Origin of the sequence: Actinoplanes ianthinogenes, from assembly GCF_018324205.1 — a bacterium.
Lineage (GTDB): Bacteria > Actinomycetota > Actinomycetes > Mycobacteriales > Micromonosporaceae > Actinoplanes > Actinoplanes ianthinogenes.
Genome location: NZ_AP023356.1, coordinates 91,379 through 112,750, shown reverse-complemented (window position 1 = coordinate 112,750; position 21,372 = coordinate 91,379). Strand labels below are relative to the sequence as shown.

19 protein-coding genes are annotated in these 21,372 nt (G+C 73.7%); 10 read left to right on the top strand and 9 right to left on the bottom strand.

What is annotated here, in order from left to right; genetic code table 11:
• Nucleotides 1-34: 34 nt before the first annotated feature.
• A complete protein-coding gene (locus Aiant_RS00530; protein WP_212846878.1) occupies nt 35-1,186 on the bottom strand; it encodes a M20 family metallopeptidase in 1,152 nt (383 codons plus the stop codon).
• 22 nt (nt 1,187-1,208) lie between these two features.
• Nucleotides 1,209-2,045 carry an aldo/keto reductase gene (locus tag Aiant_RS00525; RefSeq protein WP_189334143.1) on the bottom strand — a complete coding sequence of 279 codons (837 nt, stop codon included), beginning with the start codon at nt 2,043-2,045 and terminating at the stop codon, nt 1,209-1,211.
• A 92-nt stretch (nt 2,046-2,137) separates the two neighbouring features.
• Between Aiant_RS00525 and Aiant_RS00520 the strand changes: the two genes are divergently transcribed.
• The 3 genes from Aiant_RS00520 (at nt 2,138) to Aiant_RS00510 (ending at nt 5,021) form a co-directional block, all read left to right on the top strand.
• A complete protein-coding gene (locus Aiant_RS00520) occupies nt 2,138-3,640 on the top strand; it encodes a carboxylesterase/lipase family protein (RefSeq protein WP_189334144.1) in 1,503 nt (500 codons plus the stop codon).
• A gap of 4 nt (nt 3,641-3,644) precedes the next feature.
• Nucleotides 3,645-4,286, top strand: a complete 642-nt coding sequence (locus tag Aiant_RS00515; protein WP_189334145.1) for a helix-turn-helix transcriptional regulator — start codon at nt 3,645-3,647, stop codon at nt 4,284-4,286.
• A gap of 177 nt (nt 4,287-4,463) precedes the next feature.
• On the top strand, nt 4,464-5,021 hold the full coding sequence (locus tag Aiant_RS00510) for a TSUP family transporter (RefSeq protein WP_212847129.1): 558 nt from the start codon (nt 4,464-4,466) through the stop codon (nt 5,019-5,021).
• A gap of 13 nt (nt 5,022-5,034) precedes the next feature.
• Here Aiant_RS00510 and Aiant_RS00505 read toward each other — a convergent pair whose 3' ends face one another.
• Nucleotides 5,035-7,527 carry a CHAT domain-containing tetratricopeptide repeat protein gene (locus Aiant_RS00505; RefSeq protein ID WP_189334146.1) on the bottom strand — a complete coding sequence of 831 codons (2,493 nt, stop codon included), beginning with the start codon at nt 7,525-7,527 and terminating at the stop codon, nt 5,035-5,037.
• A 147-nt stretch (nt 7,528-7,674) separates the two neighbouring features.
• Here Aiant_RS00505 and Aiant_RS00500 point away from each other — a divergent pair, with 147 nt between their 5' ends.
• Nucleotides 7,675-8,589, top strand: a complete 915-nt coding sequence (locus Aiant_RS00500; RefSeq protein ID WP_189334147.1) for an NADP-dependent oxidoreductase — start codon at nt 7,675-7,677, stop codon at nt 8,587-8,589.
• A 309-nt stretch (nt 8,590-8,898) separates the two neighbouring features.
• Here the strand turns inward: Aiant_RS00500 and Aiant_RS00495 are convergent, their stop codons facing one another.
• From Aiant_RS00495 to Aiant_RS00485, 3 genes are all read right to left on the bottom strand, one after another.
• Nucleotides 8,899-9,432, bottom strand: coding sequence for a putative immunity protein (locus tag Aiant_RS00495; RefSeq protein ID WP_189334148.1), 534 nt, complete (start codon nt 9,430-9,432; stop codon nt 8,899-8,901).
• Between the two features lie 113 nt (nt 9,433-9,545).
• A complete protein-coding gene (locus Aiant_RS00490) occupies nt 9,546-10,751 on the bottom strand; it encodes an MFS transporter (protein WP_189334149.1) in 1,206 nt (401 codons plus the stop codon).
• 111 nt (nt 10,752-10,862) lie between these two features.
• Nucleotides 10,863-11,258 (bottom strand): ester cyclase, encoded by a 396-nt coding sequence (locus tag Aiant_RS00485; RefSeq protein ID WP_189334150.1) that lies wholly within the window; start codon nt 11,256-11,258, stop codon nt 10,863-10,865.
• Nucleotides 11,259-11,345: 87 nt separating this feature from the next.
• On the opposite strand from Aiant_RS00485, the gene Aiant_RS00480 reads away from it, so the two are divergent.
• The 5 genes from Aiant_RS00480 to Aiant_RS00460 all read left to right on the top strand — a co-directional run bounded on the left by Aiant_RS00480 (nt 11,346) and on the right by Aiant_RS00460 (nt 14,432).
• Nucleotides 11,346-12,176 carry a TIGR03620 family F420-dependent LLM class oxidoreductase gene (locus Aiant_RS00480; protein ID WP_189334151.1) on the top strand — a complete coding sequence of 277 codons (831 nt, stop codon included), beginning with the start codon at nt 11,346-11,348 and terminating at the stop codon, nt 12,174-12,176.
• Nucleotides 12,177-12,415: 239 nt separating this feature from the next.
• Nucleotides 12,416-12,748: a PadR family transcriptional regulator gene (locus tag Aiant_RS00475; protein WP_229830915.1), complete on the top strand. Its 333-nt coding sequence runs from the start codon at nt 12,416-12,418 to the stop codon at nt 12,746-12,748.
• Entirely contained in the window at nt 12,745-13,761 is a 1,017-nt protein-coding gene (locus Aiant_RS00470; protein ID WP_189334153.1) for a hypothetical protein, read from the top strand. The genes Aiant_RS00475 and Aiant_RS00470 overlap by 4 nt, the downstream gene beginning before the upstream one ends.
• A gap of 81 nt (nt 13,762-13,842) precedes the next feature.
• A complete protein-coding gene (locus Aiant_RS00465; protein WP_189334154.1) occupies nt 13,843-14,247 on the top strand; it encodes a hypothetical protein in 405 nt (134 codons plus the stop codon).
• A complete protein-coding gene (locus Aiant_RS00460) occupies nt 14,244-14,432 on the top strand; it encodes a hypothetical protein (protein ID WP_189334155.1) in 189 nt (62 codons plus the stop codon). The genes Aiant_RS00465 and Aiant_RS00460 overlap by 4 nt, the downstream gene beginning before the upstream one ends.
• A gap of 43 nt (nt 14,433-14,475) precedes the next feature.
• Here the strand turns inward: Aiant_RS00460 and Aiant_RS00455 are convergent, their stop codons facing one another.
• Together Aiant_RS00455 and Aiant_RS00450 are read right to left on the bottom strand one after the other, a co-directional pair.
• Nucleotides 14,476-17,238, bottom strand: a complete 2,763-nt coding sequence (locus Aiant_RS00455; protein WP_189334156.1) for a S8 family serine peptidase — start codon at nt 17,236-17,238, stop codon at nt 14,476-14,478.
• Between the two features lie 122 nt (nt 17,239-17,360).
• Nucleotides 17,361-19,049: a hypothetical protein gene (locus tag Aiant_RS00450; protein ID WP_189334157.1), complete on the bottom strand. Its 1,689-nt coding sequence runs from the start codon at nt 19,047-19,049 to the stop codon at nt 17,361-17,363.
• 91 nt (nt 19,050-19,140) lie between these two features.
• Between Aiant_RS00450 and Aiant_RS00445 the strand changes: the two genes are divergently transcribed.
• Entirely contained in the window at nt 19,141-19,788 is a 648-nt protein-coding gene (locus Aiant_RS00445) for a hypothetical protein (RefSeq protein WP_189334158.1), read from the top strand.
• 191 nt (nt 19,789-19,979) lie between these two features.
• On the opposite strand, the gene pdxR is transcribed toward Aiant_RS00445, so the two are convergent.
• Nucleotides 19,980-21,347: a MocR-like pyridoxine biosynthesis transcription factor PdxR gene (pdxR, locus tag Aiant_RS00440; RefSeq protein WP_189334159.1), complete on the bottom strand. Its 1,368-nt coding sequence runs from the start codon at nt 21,345-21,347 to the stop codon at nt 19,980-19,982.
• Nucleotides 21,348-21,372 lie beyond the last annotated feature (25 nt).

The window sequence follows — 21,372 nt, the reverse complement described above, 5'->3', positions numbered from 1 at the left end:
GTACAGCAGATGCTGTATTCAGAAAGGGCTGAACTCACAACAGGGCCAGAACGGCGGCGTGGTAGGTGGCCTGGACCAGCGGAATCGACGGGATGAAGATCCGCTCGTCGGTGGCGTGCAGCCCGTCGTGGGCGACACCGAACCCGGCCGTCGCCGGGATGCCGAGACCGGCGAGATAGTTGCCGATGTTCGACGGGCCGGCGACCTTGGGCGTCACGTCGAGACCGTGTACCGCCGCCGCCCCGAGGATCGCGGCCCGCAGCGGCGCGTCGGCGTCCAGGGCGTACGGCGGCCAGACGGTGACCTGCTCGACCGTCGTCGGCGCGGTACCGGGCCAGCGACGGTCCACGGCGGTGACCGTGGTGCGGAGCAGGGCCGCGGCGTCGAAACCGGGCGTGGTGCGGATGTCGACACCGAGCGTGCACCGGTCCGGGGTCACCGAGAAGCCGCTGCCGCCGCCGACCTCGGTGACGGTCACTTTCGCCCCGCTGGCACCGAGGTCGGCGGCGGCCAGGTCCCGGATCAGATCGGCGGCCTTCACGATCGCGTTCGGGGTGCCGGCCCGGCCGCCGGAATGTGAGGCGACCCCGGCGACGTGCAGCCGCACCCGGTGCACACCACGGCCGCCGACGACCAGATGCTCCAGTCCGGGATAACCGATCATCACGCCGTCGATTGTCCCGGCCGCCGGGCCCTCGAAATACGCCTTCGCTCCGGCGAACCCTCCCGTGTGCTCATCCAGGTCGAAAAGCAGGGTCAGCGTGCCGTGCATCAGGTGCCGGGCCGCGACGAGCCGGGCGGCGAGGTGACAGAAGATCGCGATCCCGGACTTGGCATCGGCGCTGCCCCGGCCGTACAGAAAATCGCCCTCGACGACGGCGGCGGTCGGCGGATGCGTCCAGCGCTCCTCGTCGCCGAAAGGCGCCGTGTCCAGACAGGCGTTCAGCACGTAATGCGGCCCGGATCGCTCGCCGCGCACGTCACAGACGACCGCGATCGGTCTGCGATCCGCGTCGGTCAGGACCGACGAGGCCATTTTCCGTACGCCGAACCAGTCCCGGAGATGCCCGACAACAGGTTCGTAGTCGTCGATGCCCCCGCGACTGGGAACGGCGACGAGCTCCCGGGTGAGCGCGACCACCGACGCCGCGTCCTCCCGGGCCATCACCAGCTGCGGGGTGCTCATGAGCGCCGGCGGTGGACAGCGGTCAGGCCGCGGCGGTGAGGGCGGCGAACTCCTCGTCGGTGAGGTGGACGTCGGCGGCCTTCAGGTTCTCCACCAGGTGGGCCACCGAGGACGTGCCCGGGATCGGGACCATGACCGAGGACCGGCGGAGCAGCCAGGCCAGGGCGAGCTGGCCGGTGGTCACGCCGGGGTGGGCCGCGGCCACGCGGTCGAGGGGACCGCCCGGGCGGGCCAGGGCGCCCGCGTCGACCGGCGCCCACGGGATGAACGCGATGTCCTGCTCGGTGCAGAAGTCCAGCAGTTTCTCGGCCCGGCGGTCGCCCAGGTTGTAGCGGTTCTGCACCGAGGCGATCGGGACGCCGGCGGCCTGCGCCTCCTGCACGTCCTCGACGCTCACCTCGGAGAGGCCGACCTGCGTGACCAGCCCCTCGTCCAGGAAGGACCGCAGCGTCGCGAACTGGTCGGCGCGAGGCGTGGCCGGGTCGATCCGGTGCAGCTGCCACAGGTCGATCCGGTCGACGCCGAGCCGCCGCAGCGAGCCCTCCAGGCACTGCCGCAGATAATCGGGGCGGCCCACGGCCACCCACTGGTTCGGGCCGGGCCGGGTGAAGCCGCCCTTGGTGGCGACGACCACGTCACCGTAGCCGCGGCCGTCGTGCAGGGCCTCGCGGATCAGCTCCTCCGAGACGTGCGGGCCGTACGAATCAGCCGTGTCGATGAAGGTGACCCCGAGCCGGACCGCCTCCCGCAGCACCCGGATCGCCTCGTCCCGGTCCTGCGGCGGCCCCCAGATCCCCGGGCCGGTGATCCGCATGGCCCCGAACCCGAGCCGATCGATGGTCTTCCCGCCGAGCTGCATGCTGTCTCTCCTCCAAGTGGTGGAGCCGGTATCCACCAACAGATTATCGACGGGTTGATCCGGTTCCGGGGCGCCGTGACGACGCTGAGGCGATGAGATTGCTGACCGTCTTCATGGCCACCGTGTTGCTTGCCGCGCCGGGGGTGCCTGCCGCCGGGCCCGGTGGTGCCGTCGTCCGGACCGATGCCGGGCGGGTCCGCGGGGTGGATCACGACGGTTACCGCACGTTCGAGGGGATCCCGTACGCGGCTCCGCCGACCGGCGACCGCCGCTGGCGTGCCCCGCAACCGGTGGCGCCCTGGCCAGGCGTGCGGCCGGCGTCGGCGCCGGGCCCGGACTGCGCCCAGCTCCCGGACAGCTCCAGCGCCGAGGACTGCCTTTATCTCACCGTCACGGCGCCACGCGACGGCCGGACCCGCCGCCCGGTGATCGTCTGGCTGCACGGCGGCGGCTTCCAGACCGGCTCCGGGAGCATGTACGACGCGCACCGGCTCGTCGTCCGCGGCGGCGTCGTGGTGGTCACCGTGAACTATCGGCTCGGCGTCCTCGGCTACCTCGGGCTGCCCGGGCTGGCCGGCTCGGGCACGTTCGGGTTGCAGGACCAGCAGGCCGCGCTGCGATGGGTGCGGCGCAACGCCGCGGCGTTCGGCGGCGACCCGGGCAGCGTGACACTGGCCGGGCAGTCGGCCGGCGGCATGAGCGTCTGCGCCCAGCTCACCTCGCCCGGGGCCGCCGGCCTGTTCCACCGGGCGATCATCCAATCCGGATCGTGCCTGGTCGACTGGCCGAGCGGGCTGTTCCACCCGAAGGTCGGCGCCGGGTCGGCGTGGTCGCCGGTGGACGCGGTGCGCGCGGCGGGATCGGGCCTGGCGGCGACGTTCGGGTGTGGCGCGGACGCGGTGGGCTGCCTGCGGAGGCAGCCGGTGACGGCACTGCTGGAGGCGACCCGCGGGACCGGGGTGCGGGCGTTCGTGACTCCGGCATACGGGACCGCGGTGCTGCCGGAGCATCCGGCGACGGCGCTGCGGAGAGGGGCCTTCGCGCGGGTGCCGGTGCTGTCCGGCGGCACCCTCGACGAGCATCGCGGCTTCCTGGCCGGGATCGACCTGGCCAGCCCGGTGACGGCGGAGCAGTACGCCGCGGTCCTGACGACGGCGTTCGGCGCGCGGGCGGGACGGGTGGCGGCCACGTATCCGGTGGCGAGCTATCCGACCCCGGCGCTGGCCTGGGCGGCGGTGGCCACCGACCGGATCTGGGCCTGCCCGGGGCTGGCCGGGGACCGGCTGCTCGCGCGGCGGACGGCGACCTATGCGTACGAGTTCGCCGAGCGGCATGGGCCGGCGCCGTCGAGCGGCTATCCGTGGGGTGCGTTCCACGGAGCTGAGCTCGCGTTTCTCTTCGATACGTGGTGGCTGGCCGGGACGCCGCAACCGGCGCTCGCCGACCGGATGATCGACAGCTGGGCACGGTTCGCCGCCACGGGACGGACCGATTGGTCCGCGTTCCCCGCGGTACGGACCCTGGCGTCCGGTACGGACGGTTACGTCGACCTGGACAGCGAGCATCACTGCCGCTTCTGGGCGTCGATAGGGTGACCCGATGCGGCGGTGGCAGTACACCCTGGCCGGCGACGTCGAGATCGCCCGGACCGTGGGGTCCGGGGTGCTCACGGTCGGCGCGCACTTCCACGAGTCGGTGCAGGTCACCGCGGTGACGTCGGGCGAGCGGGCGTTCCGGACGCGGGACGGGATCGTGCGGGCGGCGGCCGGGCGGACGATCGTCATCCCGGCGCTGCTGCCGCACGCCGCGCTGCCGATGGCGGCCGGCGACGACAGCGTCAACCTCTACCTGCCACCCGCCCTGTTCGAGGACGCGCTCGGCGACGTCCCCGTCGTGGTGCCCGTGTCTGGGGCGCCGGCCGCGGCCCGGCGGTCCGAGCTGGTCGCGGCGGTGACGGATGCGCGGGACGGGCTGCGGGAGTTGGCCGGCCGGTTCGGGATGACGCGGGAAACCCTGATCCGGCGGTTCGCGCGGGAGACCGGGATGACGCCGCATGCCTACCGGGTCGTGACGCGGCTCAACGAGGCGCGGAGCCTGTTGCGGGCCGGGGTGGCGCCGGCCGAGGTGGCGGCGCGGGCCGGGTTCGCCGACCAGAGCCACCTGGGGCGGCAGTTCCGGGCCGCGTTCGGGGCGACGCCCGGCGACTACCGGATCACTTTCGTTCCAGACAGCGGGGGCTGAGGCGGGCAGCATCCGGCGGGTGGACCTGCTTGCCCTGCTCGCCGCCGGGCTGCTCGGCGGTGTGGTGAACGCGCTGGCCGGTGGCGCGACGCTGCTGACGTTCCCGGCGCTGATGGCGACCGGGTTGACTCCGGTGGTGCGAACGCGTCGAACGCCGTCGCGCTCGCGCCCAGCCACCTGCTCGCCGCCCTCGCCGATCACGTCAACCGGCCGGCGGCGGACCGCTCGCTGGCCATCCAGATCGGACTTGCGATCCTGGGCGGCGCCGCCGGGTCGGGCCTGCTCCTGGTGCTGCCCGCCGGCCGGTTCCCGGTCGTGGTGCCGGTGCTGATCGGCGCGGCCACCGCCCTGTTCGCCGCCGCGCCCCGGCTGCGCGGGATCCGGGTGCCGACGGCGCCGGGTCTGCTGCTGGCCTCGGCCTACGGCGGGTTCTTCGGCGCGGCGCTCGGGGTGATCCTGTCCGCGCTGCTCGCGCTCGGGCCGGACACCGACGCCCGCCGGGTCAACGCCCGCAAGAACATCCTGGCCTCCGCCGCGACCCTGGCCGCGGTCGCCGTCTTCGTGGGAAGGGGCCTGGTCGCGTGGCCGGCGACGGCGACGATGCTGGCCGGCGCGGTGGCCGGGGGCTGGCTGGGCGGCCGGATCGGCGGACGGGTGCGACCGGCCGCCGTCCGGGCCGTGGTGATCGCCGGTGGCGTGACGCTGACCGTCTTCTACGCGCACCGGTTCTGGTAGGGCCGAGGCTGTTTCAGGAGATGCCGTGGCAGGTGAAGGCGCCCCACTCGGTGACCGGGCGATGCTGGGCGGCGGCCTCGCGTTGCGCCTCGGCCAGGGCGGAGGGCGCCGAGCCGGAGCGCAGGTAGGCACGATAGAAAGCGGTCATCAACCGGGCGGTGGGCCGGTCCGGCACACTCCACAAAGAGGCGACGACGGCCCGGGCACCGGCGATGGCGAACGACCGGTGCAGACCGAAAGCGCCCTCGGAGTCGTGTATCCGGCCCAGCGCGGTCTCGCAGGCGGACGCGACCACCAGGCGGGTGCCGCGGAGGTCGAGCCGGGCGATCTCGTCGGCCGAGAGAATGCCGTCGGCGTCCCGGTCGTTGGCCCCGGCCAGACCGAGACCGGCCTCGATGCGGTCGTCGGCGCCCACCCGGACGAACCCGTGCGTTGCCAGGTGCACGATCGACGGTGGCGGATCCCGGCGCAGCGCGGACTTCGTGGCGGCCGCGCCGGTGAGTGGCTCGGCGCCAAGCAGATCGCCGATCATCCGGGCCTCCCGGGCCGTACCGGGCAACGGGTTGAAAGCCACCGGGCCCGGCCCGAAGTCCGGGTCGGCGAGAATCAGGGCGGTCCGGTTCGGATCATCCGCCGGCGCGGCGCCGATCAGCAGGTCGCGCGGGCTGCTGAGGTGGCTGATCGTGTGCGTGGTGACCAGCGGCAGGCCGTCCGGGCCGGGCAGCGTCGCCGGCGGGATCCGGTGGATCAACCCGTCCGGGACGATCACCAGGCGGGTCGCGGTGGTCGGCAGCGGCGCGAACAACGCCTGGTGGACGGCGGTTCCGGTGGCGAGCCAGCGGTCCCGGTCGATCCGGTCGTCACCGGGAACGACGACCGCCCGGTACGCCTCGACGGCCCGGTCGATCGGACCCGCGTCCCCGAGGTCGACCACCCGGGCGCCCGCGGCGTCACCGGCCGGCAGGCAGAAGGCGGCGTAGCGGGCGTCCCGGTGATCGATCCCGGCCAGCCCGCGGTGCGCGAAGCGGACGAACTGCACCAGGCACGACCCGGCCGGCAGCGCGGCGGCGACCTCGGCCAGGTCGAGCTCGGTCAGCGCGGCCGACGGGCGGGCCTCCCGGACCCGGCCGGCGATCCGCTCCTCGATCGCCGCCCGCTCCCGGACGGCGTCCGCCGGGACGCCGGCCCCGCCGAGCATGCCGCCGGCCAGCAGCCGGTCCAGCTCGGACAGCCGGTCCAGGTCGGCGGCGAGGTCCGGATAGCCGCCGGCGAGCACCGCAGCGCATTCCCGGGCGGCCGCCTCGGTGGTCAGCCCGGTCCGCTGGATCACCAGGCGCAGCGCCGCCGCCACGTCCGGGCCGGTCGTCGTGCCGCTGTCGATCAGCGCCTCCAGCAGCCAGTCCCGCACCTCCTTGCGGGTGTCGGCGAGGAACCGCAGCCGGCCCTCCTCCGGGGTGGCGCCGAACACCGGGCCGAGCAGCCGGTTCTGCCGGTCGGCGGCGGTGACCAGGTCGGCGAACGCGGCCGCCCGGTCACCGGCCCGGGCCCGCACCCGCCCGCGCAGCACCAGGCCGCGGATGACCAGCGGATGGTGCTCGCCCACGGTGCGCACGGCCAGGTCCAGCCCGGCGGCGGTGTCCCCGGCGGCGGTCCGGCGGCGCCGGTCGAAGCCGAGCTGACCGGCGTCGAGCAGCGCCGAGGCGAGCCGGAAAGCGTCCGTGTCGGCGCCCGCCGCGCGGTACACGCCGATCGCCCGCCGGGTCAGCCGCAGCGCCCGCCGGGACCGGCCCGCGTGCGCGTACGCCGTGGCCAGGGTGATCAGGCTTTCCGCGGTGGCCGAGTGCCGTTGGCCGAACTCCCGCTCCCGCAGCCGCAGCGCCTGCCGGTTGAGCCGGATCGCCCCGGCCGCGTTGCCCTGCCGGGCCTGATAGATCCCGGCCTGGCTCAGGTTCGCCGCGACGTGCCCGGCCATCCCGTGCCGCCGCAGGATCTCGGCGGCGGCCCGGTTCGCCCGTTCCGCGGCGGGCAGGTCGTCGAGCGCCGAGTGGATCCGGGCCAGCAGTTGCAGGCCGAAGCCGTGTGCCAGGTCCTGCCGCGGCTCGGTGATCCGCAGGGCCTGGCGGCAGCGGGTCATCGCCTCGTCGTACTCGCCGAGCAGGCAGTGGACGTCGGCGAGGGCGCGCAGGACCGTCTCGGTGGTGGGCGCCTGCGGGCCGTCCGTCGCGGCGAGGGCCTGGTGGGCGAGGTCGAGCAGGCGTTTCGTCTCGGCGTATTGCCCGAGTTGGCGCTGGATGCTGGCGATGACGCGCAGGGTCTCGGCGTAGCCGGGGGTGGTGAGCGGCTTGCCCGCCATCGTGGCCATGGCGCGGTCGGCGGCGCGGCGGGCGCCGGTCAGGTCGTCGGCCATCCGGCAGCGCAGCGCCTCGGCCAGGTCGGCCATCGGCCCGTTCGCCGGGTCGTCGTTGCCGAGCGACTCCATCAGGCGGAGCATCCGTTCCAGGTCCATGGCGAACCACCCCTGTGGACAGCGGTGCCGATGTCGCTGAAGCGTAGCCAGCCGGGTGCGCCGGGTGATCGTGCGAACGACCGACCCCTTCCGAGAGTCCGTTTCGTCCCTTGAGCTGAAGCAACGTTGAGGTTTTACCGTCGTCCGATGACGACGATCGTGGTATTCGACGAGTACGGGGGCCCGGAGGTACTGCATCTCGCGGAGATCCCGGACCCCGAGCCGGGCGCCGGTGAGGTCCGGATCCGGGTCCGGGCGGCCGGGGTGCAGCCGGTCGACTGTGCCACCCGGCGCGGGGATTTCGCCGGCTACCGCCCGCTGCCGTTCCCGATCCGGCTCGGCAACGAGGTGGCCGGGACCGTCGACCGGGTCGGCGACGGCGTCACCGGGTTCGCCGCGGGTGACGAGGTGATCGCCTTCCTCAGCCTGGCGGGGTATGCCGACGCGGTCGTGGTCCCGGCCGATCAGGTCGCCCGGAAACCGGAGAAGATGCCCTGGGCGCAGGCAGGGGTGCTGACCGCGTCCGGGCAGACCGCCTGCACGGCGCTGGACGAGCTGCGGGTCGGGCCCGCGGACACGCTGCTGATCCACGCCGCGGCCGGTGGGGTCGGCTCCTACGCCGTCCAGCTCGCGGTCGTCCGGGGCGCCCGGGTGATCGGCACCGCGAGCGAGCGCAACCACGACTACCTGCGGTCGCTCGGCGCCACCCCGGTCAGTTACGGCCCCGGCCTGGCCGATCGGGTGCGGCAGGCCGCGCCGCAGGGCATCACCTGCGCGCTCGACGCGATCGGCGGCGAGGCGCTGGACGTCTCGCTGGAGCTGCTCGGGGTGCCGGACCGGATCGTCACCATCGCCGACTGGGCCCGGTCCGCGAAGCTCGGCATCCGCCGGATCGGCAGCGAGCGGACGGTGGCGAAACTCGACGACCTCACCCGGCTCTGGTCCGAGGGCCGCCTGCGGATCGAGGTCGCCGAGACCTTCCCGCTCAGCCGCGCCGCGGACGCCCACCGCCTGGTCGAATCCGGACACGTCCGCGGCAAGGTGGCCCTGGTCGCCGACTGATCGGAATATCGGTCGCGCTGCCCTGCCGGAGTCGCATAGCGTGCGGCGACGCCGGCAGAGGAGGCCATCATGTACCGCGACGACACGTCCTTTTGAGCGGACCAGCAAACGCCGCAGGGGGTATCCGTAGCGAGACTCAGGTCAAGCGAGGGGACCGGGTGATCGGGCAGGACAAGGAGCTCATCGAGAAACTCGGTGGGAAGGATCCGTGCCCGTGCGGCTCCGGGCGGCGGTTTCCGCCGGTGCTGCCGCGCCAACGGCAGATACGACGACACCAACGGCCACTACTACGTGCGTGATTGACCGCGCTCACCGGAGGGCGGCGTCCAGGCGGCGGATCAACTCGCCGGCCCGGCCGCCGCCCTCCGGCGCGTTCGGATACCGCTTCAGCACCTCGATCACGACCGGGGTGGCCAGATCCCGGCACCGCGCGAGCCGTTCCCCTGCGGCGGCCGGATCCCCGGTGGCCAGCTCGAAGGCGCGGGCCGCACTGCCGGCCGCGCCCAGGATGTGGATGACCTGGGTGGCCTTGGGCAGCGGGTGCAGGAACGCGGCGCCGCACGCGTGCCCCGCCGCCCGCGCGGCGTCGTGGGCGGCGGCCCGCCCGGTGTCCCGGGCCTCCTGCGCGGCGCGATGGGCCGCGAAGGCGCAGTCCCGCAGCAGTTTCGACCGCTTGGCGCCGTCCGCGAACGCCCGTGCCGCCTCGACAGCGGCCCGCGGACGCGGATCATCCGGGCAGTCCCGCTCGTAGATCTCCAGCGCCGGCTGGGCGCAGAGCACCGCGAAGCCGGTGACCGCCCGGAGCTCGTCCAGGCTGAGCGCGATCGCGGCGTCCTCCGTCATGCCGCTCATCCTTCACCATCGGGTCCACCGCACGGGTCGGTGCGCCTTGCGGGCCCGCGTGCGAGCGCAGCCATGGCGAGCTCGCGGTCCGGACCCGCCGGGCGGCGGCCGCTTCAGACCGTCGTTCGGACACTCTCCCCGGCCGGGGTCAGGGCGAGCAGGACGGTCGAGGCCGCTGCCAGGGTCGCGGCCACCACAAAGATCAACCCCGGTTTTCCGTACGCGACGAGCGCCCCGAAAGCGACACCCGCCGCCAGTGGCACCACGGCCTCGGCGACAGCCCCGATCGCGGACAGCCCGCCCTGCACCGTGCCCTGCTCGTCCGCCCCGGCCGTGCCCGAGATCCAGGACTGGGCGGCGGCGCCACCGGCCGAGGCGAGGACGCCGACCGTGAGCAGCGGGTAGAGCTGCCCCGGAGTGGACGCGAACGCCGTACCGAAAAATGTCGTGACGCTCAGCAACCCGCCGCCGACCGCGGTCCTCTTCTCGCCGAGCCGGCGCACGACCGGGCCGACGGCCCGCGCTTGGAAGAGTGCGCCGGCCAGCGCCACCGCGGCGATCACCAGGCCGACGTGCGTGGTGTCCCAGCCGAACCGGTAGGTCAGGAAGAACGCCCAGGTCGCCTGATGGATCATCCGGGCGAGGTCGGCGCAGAGCCGGGCCTGGGCGAGGCGGCCGAGGACCGGGCGGCGCAGGATCGCGGTGATCGCGCTGACCGGGTTCGTGGCGCGCAGCGTGAGCGGGGTGGTGCGATCGCCGGGGCGGGACTCGGGCAGGATCAGGGCGCCGTAGGCGAGGTTCGCGAACGACAGGGCGGCCGCGGCGAGGAACGGCAGCCGCACGTCGACCGCGCCGAGCAGGCCGCCGATGGTGGGACCGGCCACGAAGCCGAGCCCGAACGCGGCCCCGACCAGCCCGTATGCCCGGGCACGCCGCTCGGGCGGGGTCACGTCGGCGATGTAGGCGTTGACCACGGTGTTCGTCCCGGCGCACGCCCCGGCGATCGCGTGGAAGACCAGCAGCGTCCCCGGGCTGCCGGCGATCGCGTGGGCCAGCCAGTCGACGCCGAGGCAGCCCAGCGACAGCAGCAGGACCGGGCGGCGGCCGTAGCGGTCGGAGAGCCGCCCGAGCAGCGGGGCGGCGGCGAACTGGAGCAGCCCGAAGGCGGTGCCGAGCAGGCCGGACCAGAGCACCGCCTGGCTCGGGTCGGCGGTGACGGCGGTGAGCAGGGCGGGGGTGATCGGCACGATCAGGCCCAGCCCGACGATGTCGAGGAAGACGGTGACGAGCAGGAAGGAGAGGGCGGGTGCCCGGCGCATGAAGGGCTCCTGGGTCGTGAGGGACAGGGCCCCTCCCGACTCGGCCGCGAGCACGGAGGATCAGATTATCGGTGCCGTCAAATCATTTTCCGCGCGAGCGATCGCCGCAGGTCAGGCCAGTTGGTGGGCGAGGCCGGCGCGGTCGATCTGCATCCAGTACTCGGTGATGACGCCGTCCTCGACGTGGTAGACCACGGAGTTGATCTGCCGGACCGTCCGGCCCGACCGGTGAACGCCGGTCTGGGTGAACCGGACGTAGGCCCGCGCGCCGTCGACCAGGAACTCGTTGACCTCCAGGGTGAAGTCGCCCCAAGTCGCCTGCATCTCGCGGACGTGGTCGGCGTAGTCCGCCGGGGTGCGCTCGATGGTGACCTCGTCCTCCGAGCACACCTGGTGGGCCAGGACTCGCGGGGCCATCAGGCCGGCCGCCCGGTCGACGGCCCGGCCGGAGCGAACCTCGTCCAGGAACGCCGCCACGACACCCCGGGTCACCTCTGCGTTGATCATGACGCCCAGCATCTCAGGACACGGACTACGCGTTCCTGGTGGGCGCGCTGCGACGGCTGTGTGCCGCTTCGACGTAGTCTGCTGGGCATGATCTGGAACCAGCGGCTGGGCAGGGTCGGCGTCTGGCGCGGCGTGCAGGCCGTCGACGCGGAGATGGCCAAGGCCATCGAGGACCTGGGGTACGGCGCCGTCTGGCTCGGCAGCTCGCCGCCGGCCGACCTGCGCGTGGCCGAGGAGCTGCTCGACGCGACGTCGTCGCTGGTGGTCGCGACCGGGATCGTGAACATCTGGACGGCGGACGCCGCCGAGCTGGCCGCCTCCTTCCACCGGATCGACGCCCGGCATCCGGGCCGGCTGCTGCTCGGCATCGGCTCGGGCCACCGGGAGGCGAGCCCGGAGCGGGTCCGCCCGATCGACGCGATGTCCCGATACCTCGACGTCCTCGACGAGCGGGACGTGCCGGTCGAGGCGCGGGTGCTGTCGGCGCTGGGCCCGCGGATGCTGGCCCTGGCGGCCGAGCGCAGCGCCGGCACCCACCCCTATCTGACGGTGCCGTCGCAGACCCGGGAGGCGCGGGCCGCTCTCGGCGGAGCGGCGCTGATCGCCCCGGAGCAGACCGTGGTCCTCGACCCCGACCCGGTGTCGGCCCGGCGGGCCGCCCGCGGGTTCCTGACCCGCTACCTGTCTCTGGTGAATTACACGAACACCATGCGCCGGGCCGGTTTCACCGACGAGGACGTCGCGGGGGAGGGCAGCGACACCCTGGTCGACCGGATCGTCGCGCACGGCGACGCGTCCGCGCTGGCCGCCGCGGTCCGGGCCCACCTGGACGCCGGGGCCGACCACGTCTGCGTCCAGGTCCAGCCCGCCACCGGCGACATCCTCCCGGTCCTGCGGTCCATCATCGCCGTTCGCTGAGCCACTCCTGGAGCAGCGTCGCAGGCGGCCTCCTCCAGCAGCGCGTCGCGCAACAGCTGGCGGATAGTGGTCCCGGTACTCCTTGCCGAGCCGCCCCAGGTAGTCGAGCATCTCCTGGGCCAGGGTGTCGACCTCGGTGATACACCGAGCGATCCGAGCACCCGTCCCATGTGGACCGATTCTGCCATCCGTTCGCCCTGGTCGAATACTACGGTTGACGTTATATGCCGGCGGACGTAGTGTCCTGCACCATGCAGGAACCCACGTTCTTGATCCTCACCGCCCTGGCGGCGGAACCCACGCATGGCTACGGCGTGATCCATGCCGTCGAGCAGGTGTCGCAGGGTGAGGTCGTGCTGCGGCCCGGCACGCTCTACGGCGCGCTCGACCGGCTGACCGAGCAAGGCCTGATCGAGGTGGACCGCGAGGAAGCGGTCGACGGCCGCCTGCGGCGGTACTACCGGCTCACCGACGCCGGATCGGCGGCCCTCGCGGCCGAGGTCAAGCGGATCCGGCGGAACGCGGATGCGGCGGCGGCGCGGCTGCGACTGGCTTTCGGAGGCATCGGATGACCGATCGGCTGGAATTGCGGTATCAGCGTCTGCTGCGGGCCTATCCGCGCTCCTACCGGGACCGTCGCGGCACCGAGATGATCACCACCATGCTGGACATGGCGGCGGCTGGGCGCGGCGGGCCGACCCGCGGGCAGGCCCTGCACCTGATCCTGTGCGGACTGCGTCAGCGCTTCCGGTTGCCCGCCCGGCGGCCGCTGGCCTGGGTCGGCGCGGTGCTCGCGGCGGTGGTGCTCGGGGCGTTCGGCGCGACGGCCGGCACCTGGCTGGGCTGGCAGACGGCCGCCTCGATCCCGTCCGACGGCGAGCTGCGCGCGCTCAACGCCGCGATGACCGGCATGCCGGCCCCCGCCGCCGTCTACCGGGAGCGGTCGGCGATGCAGGGTCCGGGCGCGCTGGTGCGCGCGGACGGCATCAGCGACTACTCGGCCGAGCGGGTGCGCGCGGCGCTGACCGCCGACGGGTGGCGGATCACCTCGTTCCGCGAGGCGCAGGGTGCGATGCTCGCCGGCTTCGACGGTGACGAGGAGCAGCTGCCGGTCACCAACCTGACCTACACGGCCACCAGGGGTGGGCTGAAACTCGACGGCAACGGCTGGGTGGTCACGGGCAGCGCGGGTCACGAGCTGACGGTGCGGGCTTCGTACGGCACCGAGGTGTGGCCCCGGGAGGCGGCGGCCGTGCGGCCCCTGACCGTCGCCGGACTGATCGCCGGCGCCCTCGCCGGGTGGCTGGTGGCGGCCGCGTTCGCCTGCTGGCTGCGGGAGACCGGACGGTCCCGGCGGTGGGTGGCGACCGTGGCGTGCGCGGTGGCCGGCGCGACGGCGGCCGTCCCGGTGTATGCGCAGCTGCGGGGCGCGTACCAGGTGATGATGTATGCCAAGGGCTCGCCGTACCCGTACATCGTCTACAGCCCGAGCGACGAGATCGCGACCGGAACCTGGACGGTCGTCGGCCTGCTCGCGGTGGCCGCCGCCCTGGTCGCCGCCTGGCCGCGCCGTCTGGACGGCTGACCGGCTCGGTCGCCGGGGTGTGTGGGTCCGCAGGTGGATCATGAGGCACCATGGCGGGGCTGGCCGCGGCGGGGGAGACGGATGAACAACAGGATGGCGCGGCGGGGCCTTGCGGTCGCCGTCACGGTCGCGGTCGCGGCGGCGTTGCTGCCGGGGCAGCCGTACGGCGAGCCGGCCGCCCCCATCGACCCCGAGGCGTTCTGCCGGGCCGAGGAGGCACGCAACCCGGGAACGCTCTGCTCGGTCTTCGTCGTGGACTCGGATGCCCGGCCCGCCCCGGTGACCGCTCTCGCGTTCCAGCCGAGGGCGACGGGGCTGGCCACCGACGGGGTGCCGGGCTGCGTCCGCGGCGCGAGCCGGCCCGTCGTCGGCACCACCACGCCCCGCCTGGACGCCACGTTCGACCGGATGCCGGCCGACGTGACCTTCGAGCTGCGGCCGCCGCGGGCGTACGCGAACAGCTCTCCGGAAAATCGGCGACCGTGACCCTGACCGGCTACGAGTGGGCCACAGCGGCCCGGGAATTGGCCGAAACGGCCGGCGTCCGGGACGACGCGCGCGACGAGGATCCCGAGGTCGAGCAGGACGGTGCCGAGCACTGGAAGACGCTGGACCGGATCTCCGCGCAGCTCGGCGGCCCGGCCCATCCGGGGTTCGGTCGCTACAGGTAGCGCCGGGCCGGGCTGCGGAGAACCGCAGCCCGGCCCGGTTCGGTCAGGCCGGTTCGAAGCCGGCGATGTGCAGCGCGAAGGCGCGGATCGAGCCGACGTCGCCGTTGGCGAAGTCGGTGACGGTGAACTTCCAGGTCCCGTCGACCGGCGCGAGCCGCAGCGAGGCGAGCGGCTGGTCCGGCCGCCAGGTGCCGGTGAACGGCGCGTCGCTCGACTTCACCGAGGCGAACGGGGTCGTCGCGGCGTCGTCGAAGACGACCTGGCAGAAGTTGTCGCCGTTGCTGCCGCTGCGGCTGAACAGCGTCGCGGTCCGGCCGTCCGGCGCGGTCAGGGTGCCGACCAGGTCACCGGCCCAGGTGTGGTTGATGCCGGTGGTCGCCGCCGTGGCGCAGTCGGTGCCGTCGATCGAGAAGGTCAGCGAGCCGGCGTAGCCGACGCCGCTGACGTCCACGGTGGCGGTGGCGCCGGCCGGATCGTTGTCCGGGATCGGCACCGGCGCGCCGGTGTAGGCGAAGTCGTGCACCGTCGACGACGGCTGGCCGACCCCCACCGCCAGGGTGCTGCTGGTGGGCGAGAGGTAGCCGGCGAAGGTGGCCTTCACCTTCAGCGTGACCGGCCGGCCGAGCGGGTAGTCGGCGGCCAGCTTGATCTTGTAGTTCTTCGACTTCGTGGCGCCGGCCGCGATGGTGCCGTAGGAGACGGCCCGCGGCGTCACCGTGGCCCGCGGGTCGTCGGTGTCGACCGTCAGGTTGACGCCGGTCGCGGTGCCGTCGCCCACGTTGGTCGCGGGCAGCGACAGGGTGCCCTGCTCGCCCGGCTCCAGGTAGGCGTCGCCGTCCCCGGTCGTCGGGGTGACCTTCGGCGCACCGGCCTTCACCAGCGGCTGCGGGGTCGCTCCGGTGTTGCGCAGCAGCAGGTCGGCGCGGATCACGCCGTTGCCGGTCCGCACGTCGTAGCCGGTCGGGGCCAGGTCGAGCGCGGTCCCGGTCAGCGCGGTGCGGATCTCGGTGTTGGTCATCCCCGGGTTGCCGGAGAGCGCCAGCGCCGCGATGGCGGCGGCGTGCGGCGCGGCGGCCGAGGTGCCGAAGAACGGGGAGAAGTCCGGCACCGAGGTGACCACACCGTCGGCCGCGGTGATCTCCGGTTTGGTGCGGACCACCCCGCCGGTCGAGGTGAAGTCACCGGGCGTGATCGGCGTACCGTCCGCCTTGTAGAAGATCCGCCGCGGACCGTCCGACGTGAACCGTTCCGGCTTGGTCTGCTTGGTGAACACGTTCGGGTACGGCCCGGCCGGGTTCGCCGGGTCCCCGGTCTCCAGGTCGAACGGCAGCGGGTCGTGCGCCGGTGCCGCGGCCACCGCGAACGCCTGCTCGGCCGCGGCGTGCCCGCGCAGCACACCCGTGGTGGAGAAGCCCTTGAGCTGCCCGTCCGGCGAGTCGGTGAACCGGCCGCGGAACGCGGTCAGTTGCAGGTAGCGGACCGCGCCGGAGTACTTCACCACGGCCAGCCGCTGGTTGACGGCCAGCGGGTCGGTGCGCAGGGCCTCCCACGGGTCGTCGTTGCCGTCCTGCACGTCCTGCGAGAAGTCGGTGACGTTGCCGGCCGCGTCGAGCAGGTACAGGTCGTAGTCGTTGGCCGAGCCGCCCAGCGGGTCCGCCCACCACAGGGTGGTGACCACGCCGTTGCTGTTCGGCGACAGCGGGTTCAGCACCTGCACGCCGGCGCCCGGGTCGAAGTCGTGCGCCTGCCCGGCGAACTTGCCGATGCCCCGGCCGGAGTCGACGAAGTCGCCCTCCCAGGTGCCGGAGGTGCCGTCGAGGGTGTTGCCCTCGTTGCCGGCCGAGCTGAAGTAGAACGCGCCGTCCGCGGTCACCGCGTTGACCGCCTGCGCCGGCAGGCCGTCCTGGAACGGGCTCTCGTGGTAATACACGACGTCGTCGACGATGATGTCGCAGTGCGCGGTGAAGCGCAGCGCCCGGATGTTCTCGGCGAAACTCGCCTCGCTGGTGAACGCCGTCGCGAAGCCGAGCTGGGCGTTCGGCACCAGGTCGTGGATGATCTCCAGCATCGCGGTGCCCTCGTCGCCGGACCCCTCCTGGTCGGGCAGCACGTCGACGTCGGGCGGCAGGTCGCCGGAGGCCTGCGAGGCGGCGAGCGAGTCGACGCCGTCGGAGAGCGCGCAGACCTTCACGCCGGTGCCGGTGACCTTGTACTTGGTCCGCGCGGTGTCGGCGGCGTGGGTCCGGTCGCCCTCGGAGACGACCTCGCCGGCCGCGGCGATCGCGGCGGCCTTCGCCTCCTGCTTGTCGGCCTTCTGCTGCTTCGTCTCGGTGCGCGCGGCCGGGTCGGTCTCGTGGCCGGTGATCGCCCCGTGTTCGAGGCCGATCGCGGTCACGTCCGTCCACCCGGCGATCTCGGTGAGTGCGCCGAGCGGCGCCTCGGCCACCACGGTGCCGGACCTGGGTGAGGCGAAGCGGATCCCGGCGCCGGCCTTGCGGAGCCGTGCGAGCAGGTCATCGCCGACCGCGCCGGCGTGAATCTCGACCTTGGTGGTGCCAGACTTGCTGACCTCGACGCCGGTGGACAGCTTCGGCAGCGCGCTCGCGGACACCTTGCTGGCGCGTTGCCGCAGTGTGATCGCGAGCCGGCTGTCGAGTTTGCGTTCGGTCGGTGTCAGCGATTTCTTGAGCTGTTGAAGCGCGTTGATCTGGGCGTAGGCCCGGTTTTCCGGGTCGGCCGGCGCCTGGGCGTTCGCGGCCGGGGTGGCGAGTGCGGTGACGGTCGCTCCGATCGCGAGCACCGTCACCGAACGCCGGAGAGTGAGTCTGCTGGACCTGTTCAATGCCACAGCCCCCCAAAGACAGGCATCGATTCGATGCCTGTGGATGCTATCGGCAATGCGATCAGTAATCGACACTTTGTGATCGGTTACTTGCCGTGAGTGATCCTTTCTCGGGCGTCCAGGACGGCGGCGAGCAGGATCTCGTCGGAGCGCATCTCGGCGTCCGGGCTGCCGACGTTCATGGGGAGCCGATGCCGGCTTTCCGCGATCGTGTCGAGCCGGGGGAGCATCGGCCGAGCGTGTGCTCCCATCGCCCCCAGCACCCGCAGAGCGGGCACGCCGTGGAGATCGTCGTCCAGATATTGCGGCAGCACCTCCAGCAGCTCGGCCGCCGCCGCGGGGCCCTCCTGCCGCCAGATCGCGCCGGCCGTCTCGACCTGGGGGAATCCGGGGCGCTCGAACAGGTGCCGGAGCTGGCGATGCTGCCGGTCGGTCAGTCCGCCGTGGTCGGCCAGCCGGCTCAGGAGCGCGGCCTCGACCCGGCCCCGGCCGAGCCGCTCGGGCCGCCCGGCGAGGAACTCGTCAGCCGGGGCCCGATCCCCGGTGATCATCAGCAGCGCTTGGGCCACGATCGCCTTCGACCAGCCGCCACCCGCTGCGCCCGCCGTCGCCGAGCCCGCGAAGAGCCTCCGGAGTGCCGGCACCGCCGGTCCGGCCCCCGGCCCGATGGCCCCCAGCGCCCCCGCCGCCTCCGGAAGCCGCGCGATCAGCTCCGGCACCGCCCCCACAGCCGCCGGCCCGCAAGCCCCCAGCACCCGCAACGCCCAAGACTGATCACTATCGGTCGCCAGCATCCGCCGCGCCGCCGCCACCAGCGCACCCGGATCCACCCCGGCCCGGACCGCGGCGAGCACCGCACCGAACAGCCCGGGCGCACCCGGCCCGGATTCCATCATCCGGGCGAGCCGCGGCACCGCCCGCTGATCGCCGGCCGCCCCGAGCGCGACCACGGCCCCCGCCCCGAGCTCCGGATCGTCCATCAGCCTCACCAGCGTGTCGGCCGCCGCCCGGGTCGCGCTCACCGACGCCATCAGCACGCGCGCCGCCGCCGGCTCCTCGCTCAGCATCCCGGCCAGCACCGGCGCCAGCCGCCCGGGCGCCGCCCGCCACTCCCGGATCGCCTCCCGAGCGAGATACACCCTGGTCATCCCGGAAAGCCGGGCAACCCACGCGTAGCAGTCGTCCTCCCGGTCCCGGCGAACCATCGCCTTCGCCCACCGCTCGCCAGCCGTCCACCAGCTCAAGCCGAGCATCCGGTCGGCCGCCTCCAGATCCGCGATGATCGCCGCGTCCAGGGCCGCCCACTCGCCCGGATCCGCCCGCCGCATCGCGCCGACAGCGGCCAGCAATCGCACCGCCGGCACCGGATCGGACCGCCACCGCGGATCGGCGTCGTCCACCAGCCGATCCACCAGCGCCGCCCGGGCCACCGGATCGGTCGCCGATTCCAGCACCCGCCCGGCCCGTTCCCGCCCACCGGCCGCCACCAGGATCCGCGCCGCGGCCCAGGCCACCGTCTGATCGCTTCCGGTCAGCGCCCGCTCGGCAACCTCCGCCGCAGCCGGCCACTCAGGTCCCCCGAAAACCAGACCATCAAGAAGATCAAAAACGGTTTTGCGTACGGCGGGCAGCTCCGTACCCGCCCAGGCGAGCACCCGGCGGGCCGTCACCCCGTCCCGCTCGGCCCGAACCTCCTCGAAGATCCGCGACCGAGCCGCGTCCCCCGCCCCGCCGGCCGCCCCGGACAGGAGCGCGGCGTCCAGCCACCCGCTCACCGGATCCGGCGCCGAGCGCCCTTCACGTTGATCATGGTCGCCATCCTATCCCGGGCCACGCGGGCGGAGCGTCGCTGCGATACTCGCCGGCATGCGGGGGACATCCCAAGAGGACACTGACCATCTCAGCGAAGCCGTGCACCAGATCGAACAGGACATCTCGGACACGCTGGCCGAACGCGACCACGACGTCCCGGACGCCCTGCTGGACCGGATGATCGACACCCTCACCACGCTGTCCGGCGTGACCGGCCTGCATCCGGCGGTGACCGAGCGGGTGTGGGCGGCACTCGGGTTCGCGCTCAAGACCCGGTACATGCGCGGCCTCCGGAGCACGCCGGGCACCGACGACATCGACCGGTCGATCGCGGTGTACCGATCGGTCCTGTCCCGGCAGCCGCCACCGGGCGACTACGCCGTGCTGGCGAACCTGGCGCAGGCCCATCTCGGCCGGCAGGTCAAGCGGCCGCACGACGCGGCGAACGCCCGGGACACGATGCTCCTGCACGCGCACACCCTGGACGCCGCCCCGGACGACGCGCAGCTGCTCACCGCCGTGCAGAACACCGGCGTGCTGCTGCGCCTCCCGATCCTCCAGGACCCCGGGATTCCCGATCTCGGCCTGGCCGTCCTCGCCGCCGCGCTGGGCCGCGCCCGCGACCGGGCCGAGCCGGGCAGCGAGACCGAACGCTGGGCCGCCCACGCCCACGCCGAAACCCTGTCGGTGGCCCGGCGCTGATCCGCGACGAGGCCAAGGCCCGGGTGCGGGCCATCGAGGGCGAGCCGTCCGCCACCACTCGTCGGGATCGGCCAGTTCGTCGCGCCGGCCGAGGCGGCGAGTCGGACCCCGGCTCACCCGCCCACCGTCTCCGCCGGCCAGCAGCCGCGGTGCCGGTCGGGCCCTCCCGAGGAGCCGGGCAGGGGACGGGGTCAGGCGGACAGCAGGTCGGCGAGGGCGGCTATCCCCGCGGTGATCTCGGCGCGCTTCGTGTTGCCGAAACCGAGGATGATCCGGGCCGGCGGATGGTTCATGCCGTACAGGCCGACGCCCCGCTCCGCGGCCGCCGCGATGAACGCGGCCTCGTCCACGCCCGGTGGCAGGTGCAGGATCGCGTGGAAGCCGGCCGCCAGCCCGGTCACCGGCAGCCCGGGAGCGTGCCTGCTCAGGGCGGTGATCAGAGTTTCCCGGCGAGTCGCATACTCGGCGCGGACCCGGCGCAGGTGCCGGTCGTACCGGCCCGACTCGATCAGCAGGGCCAGGGCGAGCTGGTCGATGGCGGGACTGCCGCGGTCGGCGAGCCACTTGGCCTCGGCCAGGGCGGGGCGCAGCCGGGGCGGCGCGACGATCCAGCCCAGGCGCAGCGCCGGGGCCAGCGACTTGCTGACCGTGCCCAGCGAGACCACCCGGTCCGGCGCCAGGCCCTGGAGGGACCCGATCGGATCCCGGTCGTACCGGAACTCGGCGTCGTAGTCGTCCTCGACGATCAGCCCGTCGCACTCCCGGGCCCACGCGATCAGGTCGAGGCGGCGCGGGCCGGTCAGCACCACACCGGTCGGCCACTGGTGCGCCGGGGTCACGAAGACCGCCCGTACGCCGGTCCGCCGCAGCGCCGCCACGTCGAGGCCCTCGTCGTCGACCGGGACCGGCACCGTCGCCGTCCGGCGCAGCGCGCTTCCGGGGTGCTCCACGGCCAGCACGTCGATGCCGTCCGCCGCCAGGGCGTGCGCCACCAGGTCGACGGCCTGCTGCATCCCGGTGCAGACGATCAGGTCGTCGGGTCCGGCGGCCACCGCGCGTACCCGGGTGAGATAGGCCGCCAGCACCTCCCGCAACCGCCGGTGCCCGACGGCCTCGCCGTAACCGAAGTCGGTGTTCGGCGTGCTGCGGCAGACCTCCCGGATCGCCCAGGCCCACGCCTCCCGCGGCACCAGTCCGAGGTCGGGCACACCGTGCTCGAAGTCGGCGACCCGGTGCCGCGACGCCCGCGCCGGGACGGGAGAGGGCGCCGGCGCCGGGGTGCCGGCCGCCGTGGCGGCGACCCGGGTCGCGGAGCCGGGCCGGCTGGTCAGGTAGCCCTCGGCCTGCAACTGCGCGTAGCAGTCCTGAACCAGACCGCGGGACAGATCCAATGTGTGCGCCAGCGACCGGGAGGACGGCAGCGGCTCCCCGGCGGCCAGGCGTCCACTGCGAATCGCGGTGCGCAACTGCTCCTCGAGCTGCACCCGTAGCCCGGTCCCGCTGTCCCGGTCGATCGTCACCAGCAGCTCCGGACCCGAACCGGCCCACTCGACGCGCATGAAATTGGACCTTATCAGGGTGCCG

Excerpts from the sequence above, each read along its gene's own strand:
- Aiant_RS00515 (WP_189334145.1), top strand. The coding sequence starts at position 3,645 with ATGCGGCGGTGGCAGTACACCCTGGCCGGCGACGTCGAGATCGCCCGG.
- Aiant_RS00520 (WP_189334144.1), top strand. The coding sequence starts at position 2,138 with ATGAGATTGCTGACCGTCTTCATGGCCACCGTGTTGCTTGCCGCGCCG.
- Aiant_RS00480 (WP_189334151.1), top strand. The coding sequence starts at position 11,346 with ATGATCTGGAACCAGCGGCTGGGCAGGGTCGGCGTCTGGCGCGGCGTG.
- pdxR (WP_189334159.1), bottom strand. The coding sequence starts at position 21,347 with ATGCGCGTCGAGTGGGCCGGTTCGGGTCCGGAGCTGCTGGTGACGATC.
- Aiant_RS00495 (WP_189334148.1), bottom strand. The coding sequence starts at position 9,432 with ATGACGGAGGACGCCGCGATCGCGCTCAGCCTGGACGAGCTCCGGGCG.
- Aiant_RS00500 (WP_189334147.1), top strand. The coding sequence starts at position 7,675 with ATGACGACGATCGTGGTATTCGACGAGTACGGGGGCCCGGAGGTACTG.
- Aiant_RS00525 (WP_189334143.1), bottom strand. The coding sequence starts at position 2,045 with ATGCAGCTCGGCGGGAAGACCATCGATCGGCTCGGGTTCGGGGCCATG.
- Aiant_RS00485 (WP_189334150.1), bottom strand. The coding sequence starts at position 11,258 with ATGATCAACGCAGAGGTGACCCGGGGTGTCGTGGCGGCGTTCCTGGAC.
- Aiant_RS00505 (WP_189334146.1), bottom strand. The coding sequence starts at position 7,527 with ATGGACCTGGAACGGATGCTCCGCCTGATGGAGTCGCTCGGCAACGAC.
- Aiant_RS00445 (WP_189334158.1), top strand. The coding sequence starts at position 19,141 with ATGCGGGGGACATCCCAAGAGGACACTGACCATCTCAGCGAAGCCGTG.
- Aiant_RS00470 (WP_189334153.1), top strand. The coding sequence starts at position 12,745 with ATGACCGATCGGCTGGAATTGCGGTATCAGCGTCTGCTGCGGGCCTAT.
- Aiant_RS00490 (WP_189334149.1), bottom strand. The coding sequence starts at position 10,751 with ATGCGCCGGGCACCCGCCCTCTCCTTCCTGCTCGTCACCGTCTTCCTC.
- Aiant_RS00465 (WP_189334154.1), top strand. The coding sequence starts at position 13,843 with ATGAACAACAGGATGGCGCGGCGGGGCCTTGCGGTCGCCGTCACGGTC.
- Aiant_RS00530 (WP_212846878.1), bottom strand. The coding sequence starts at position 1,186 with ATGAGCACCCCGCAGCTGGTGATGGCCCGGGAGGACGCGGCGTCGGTG.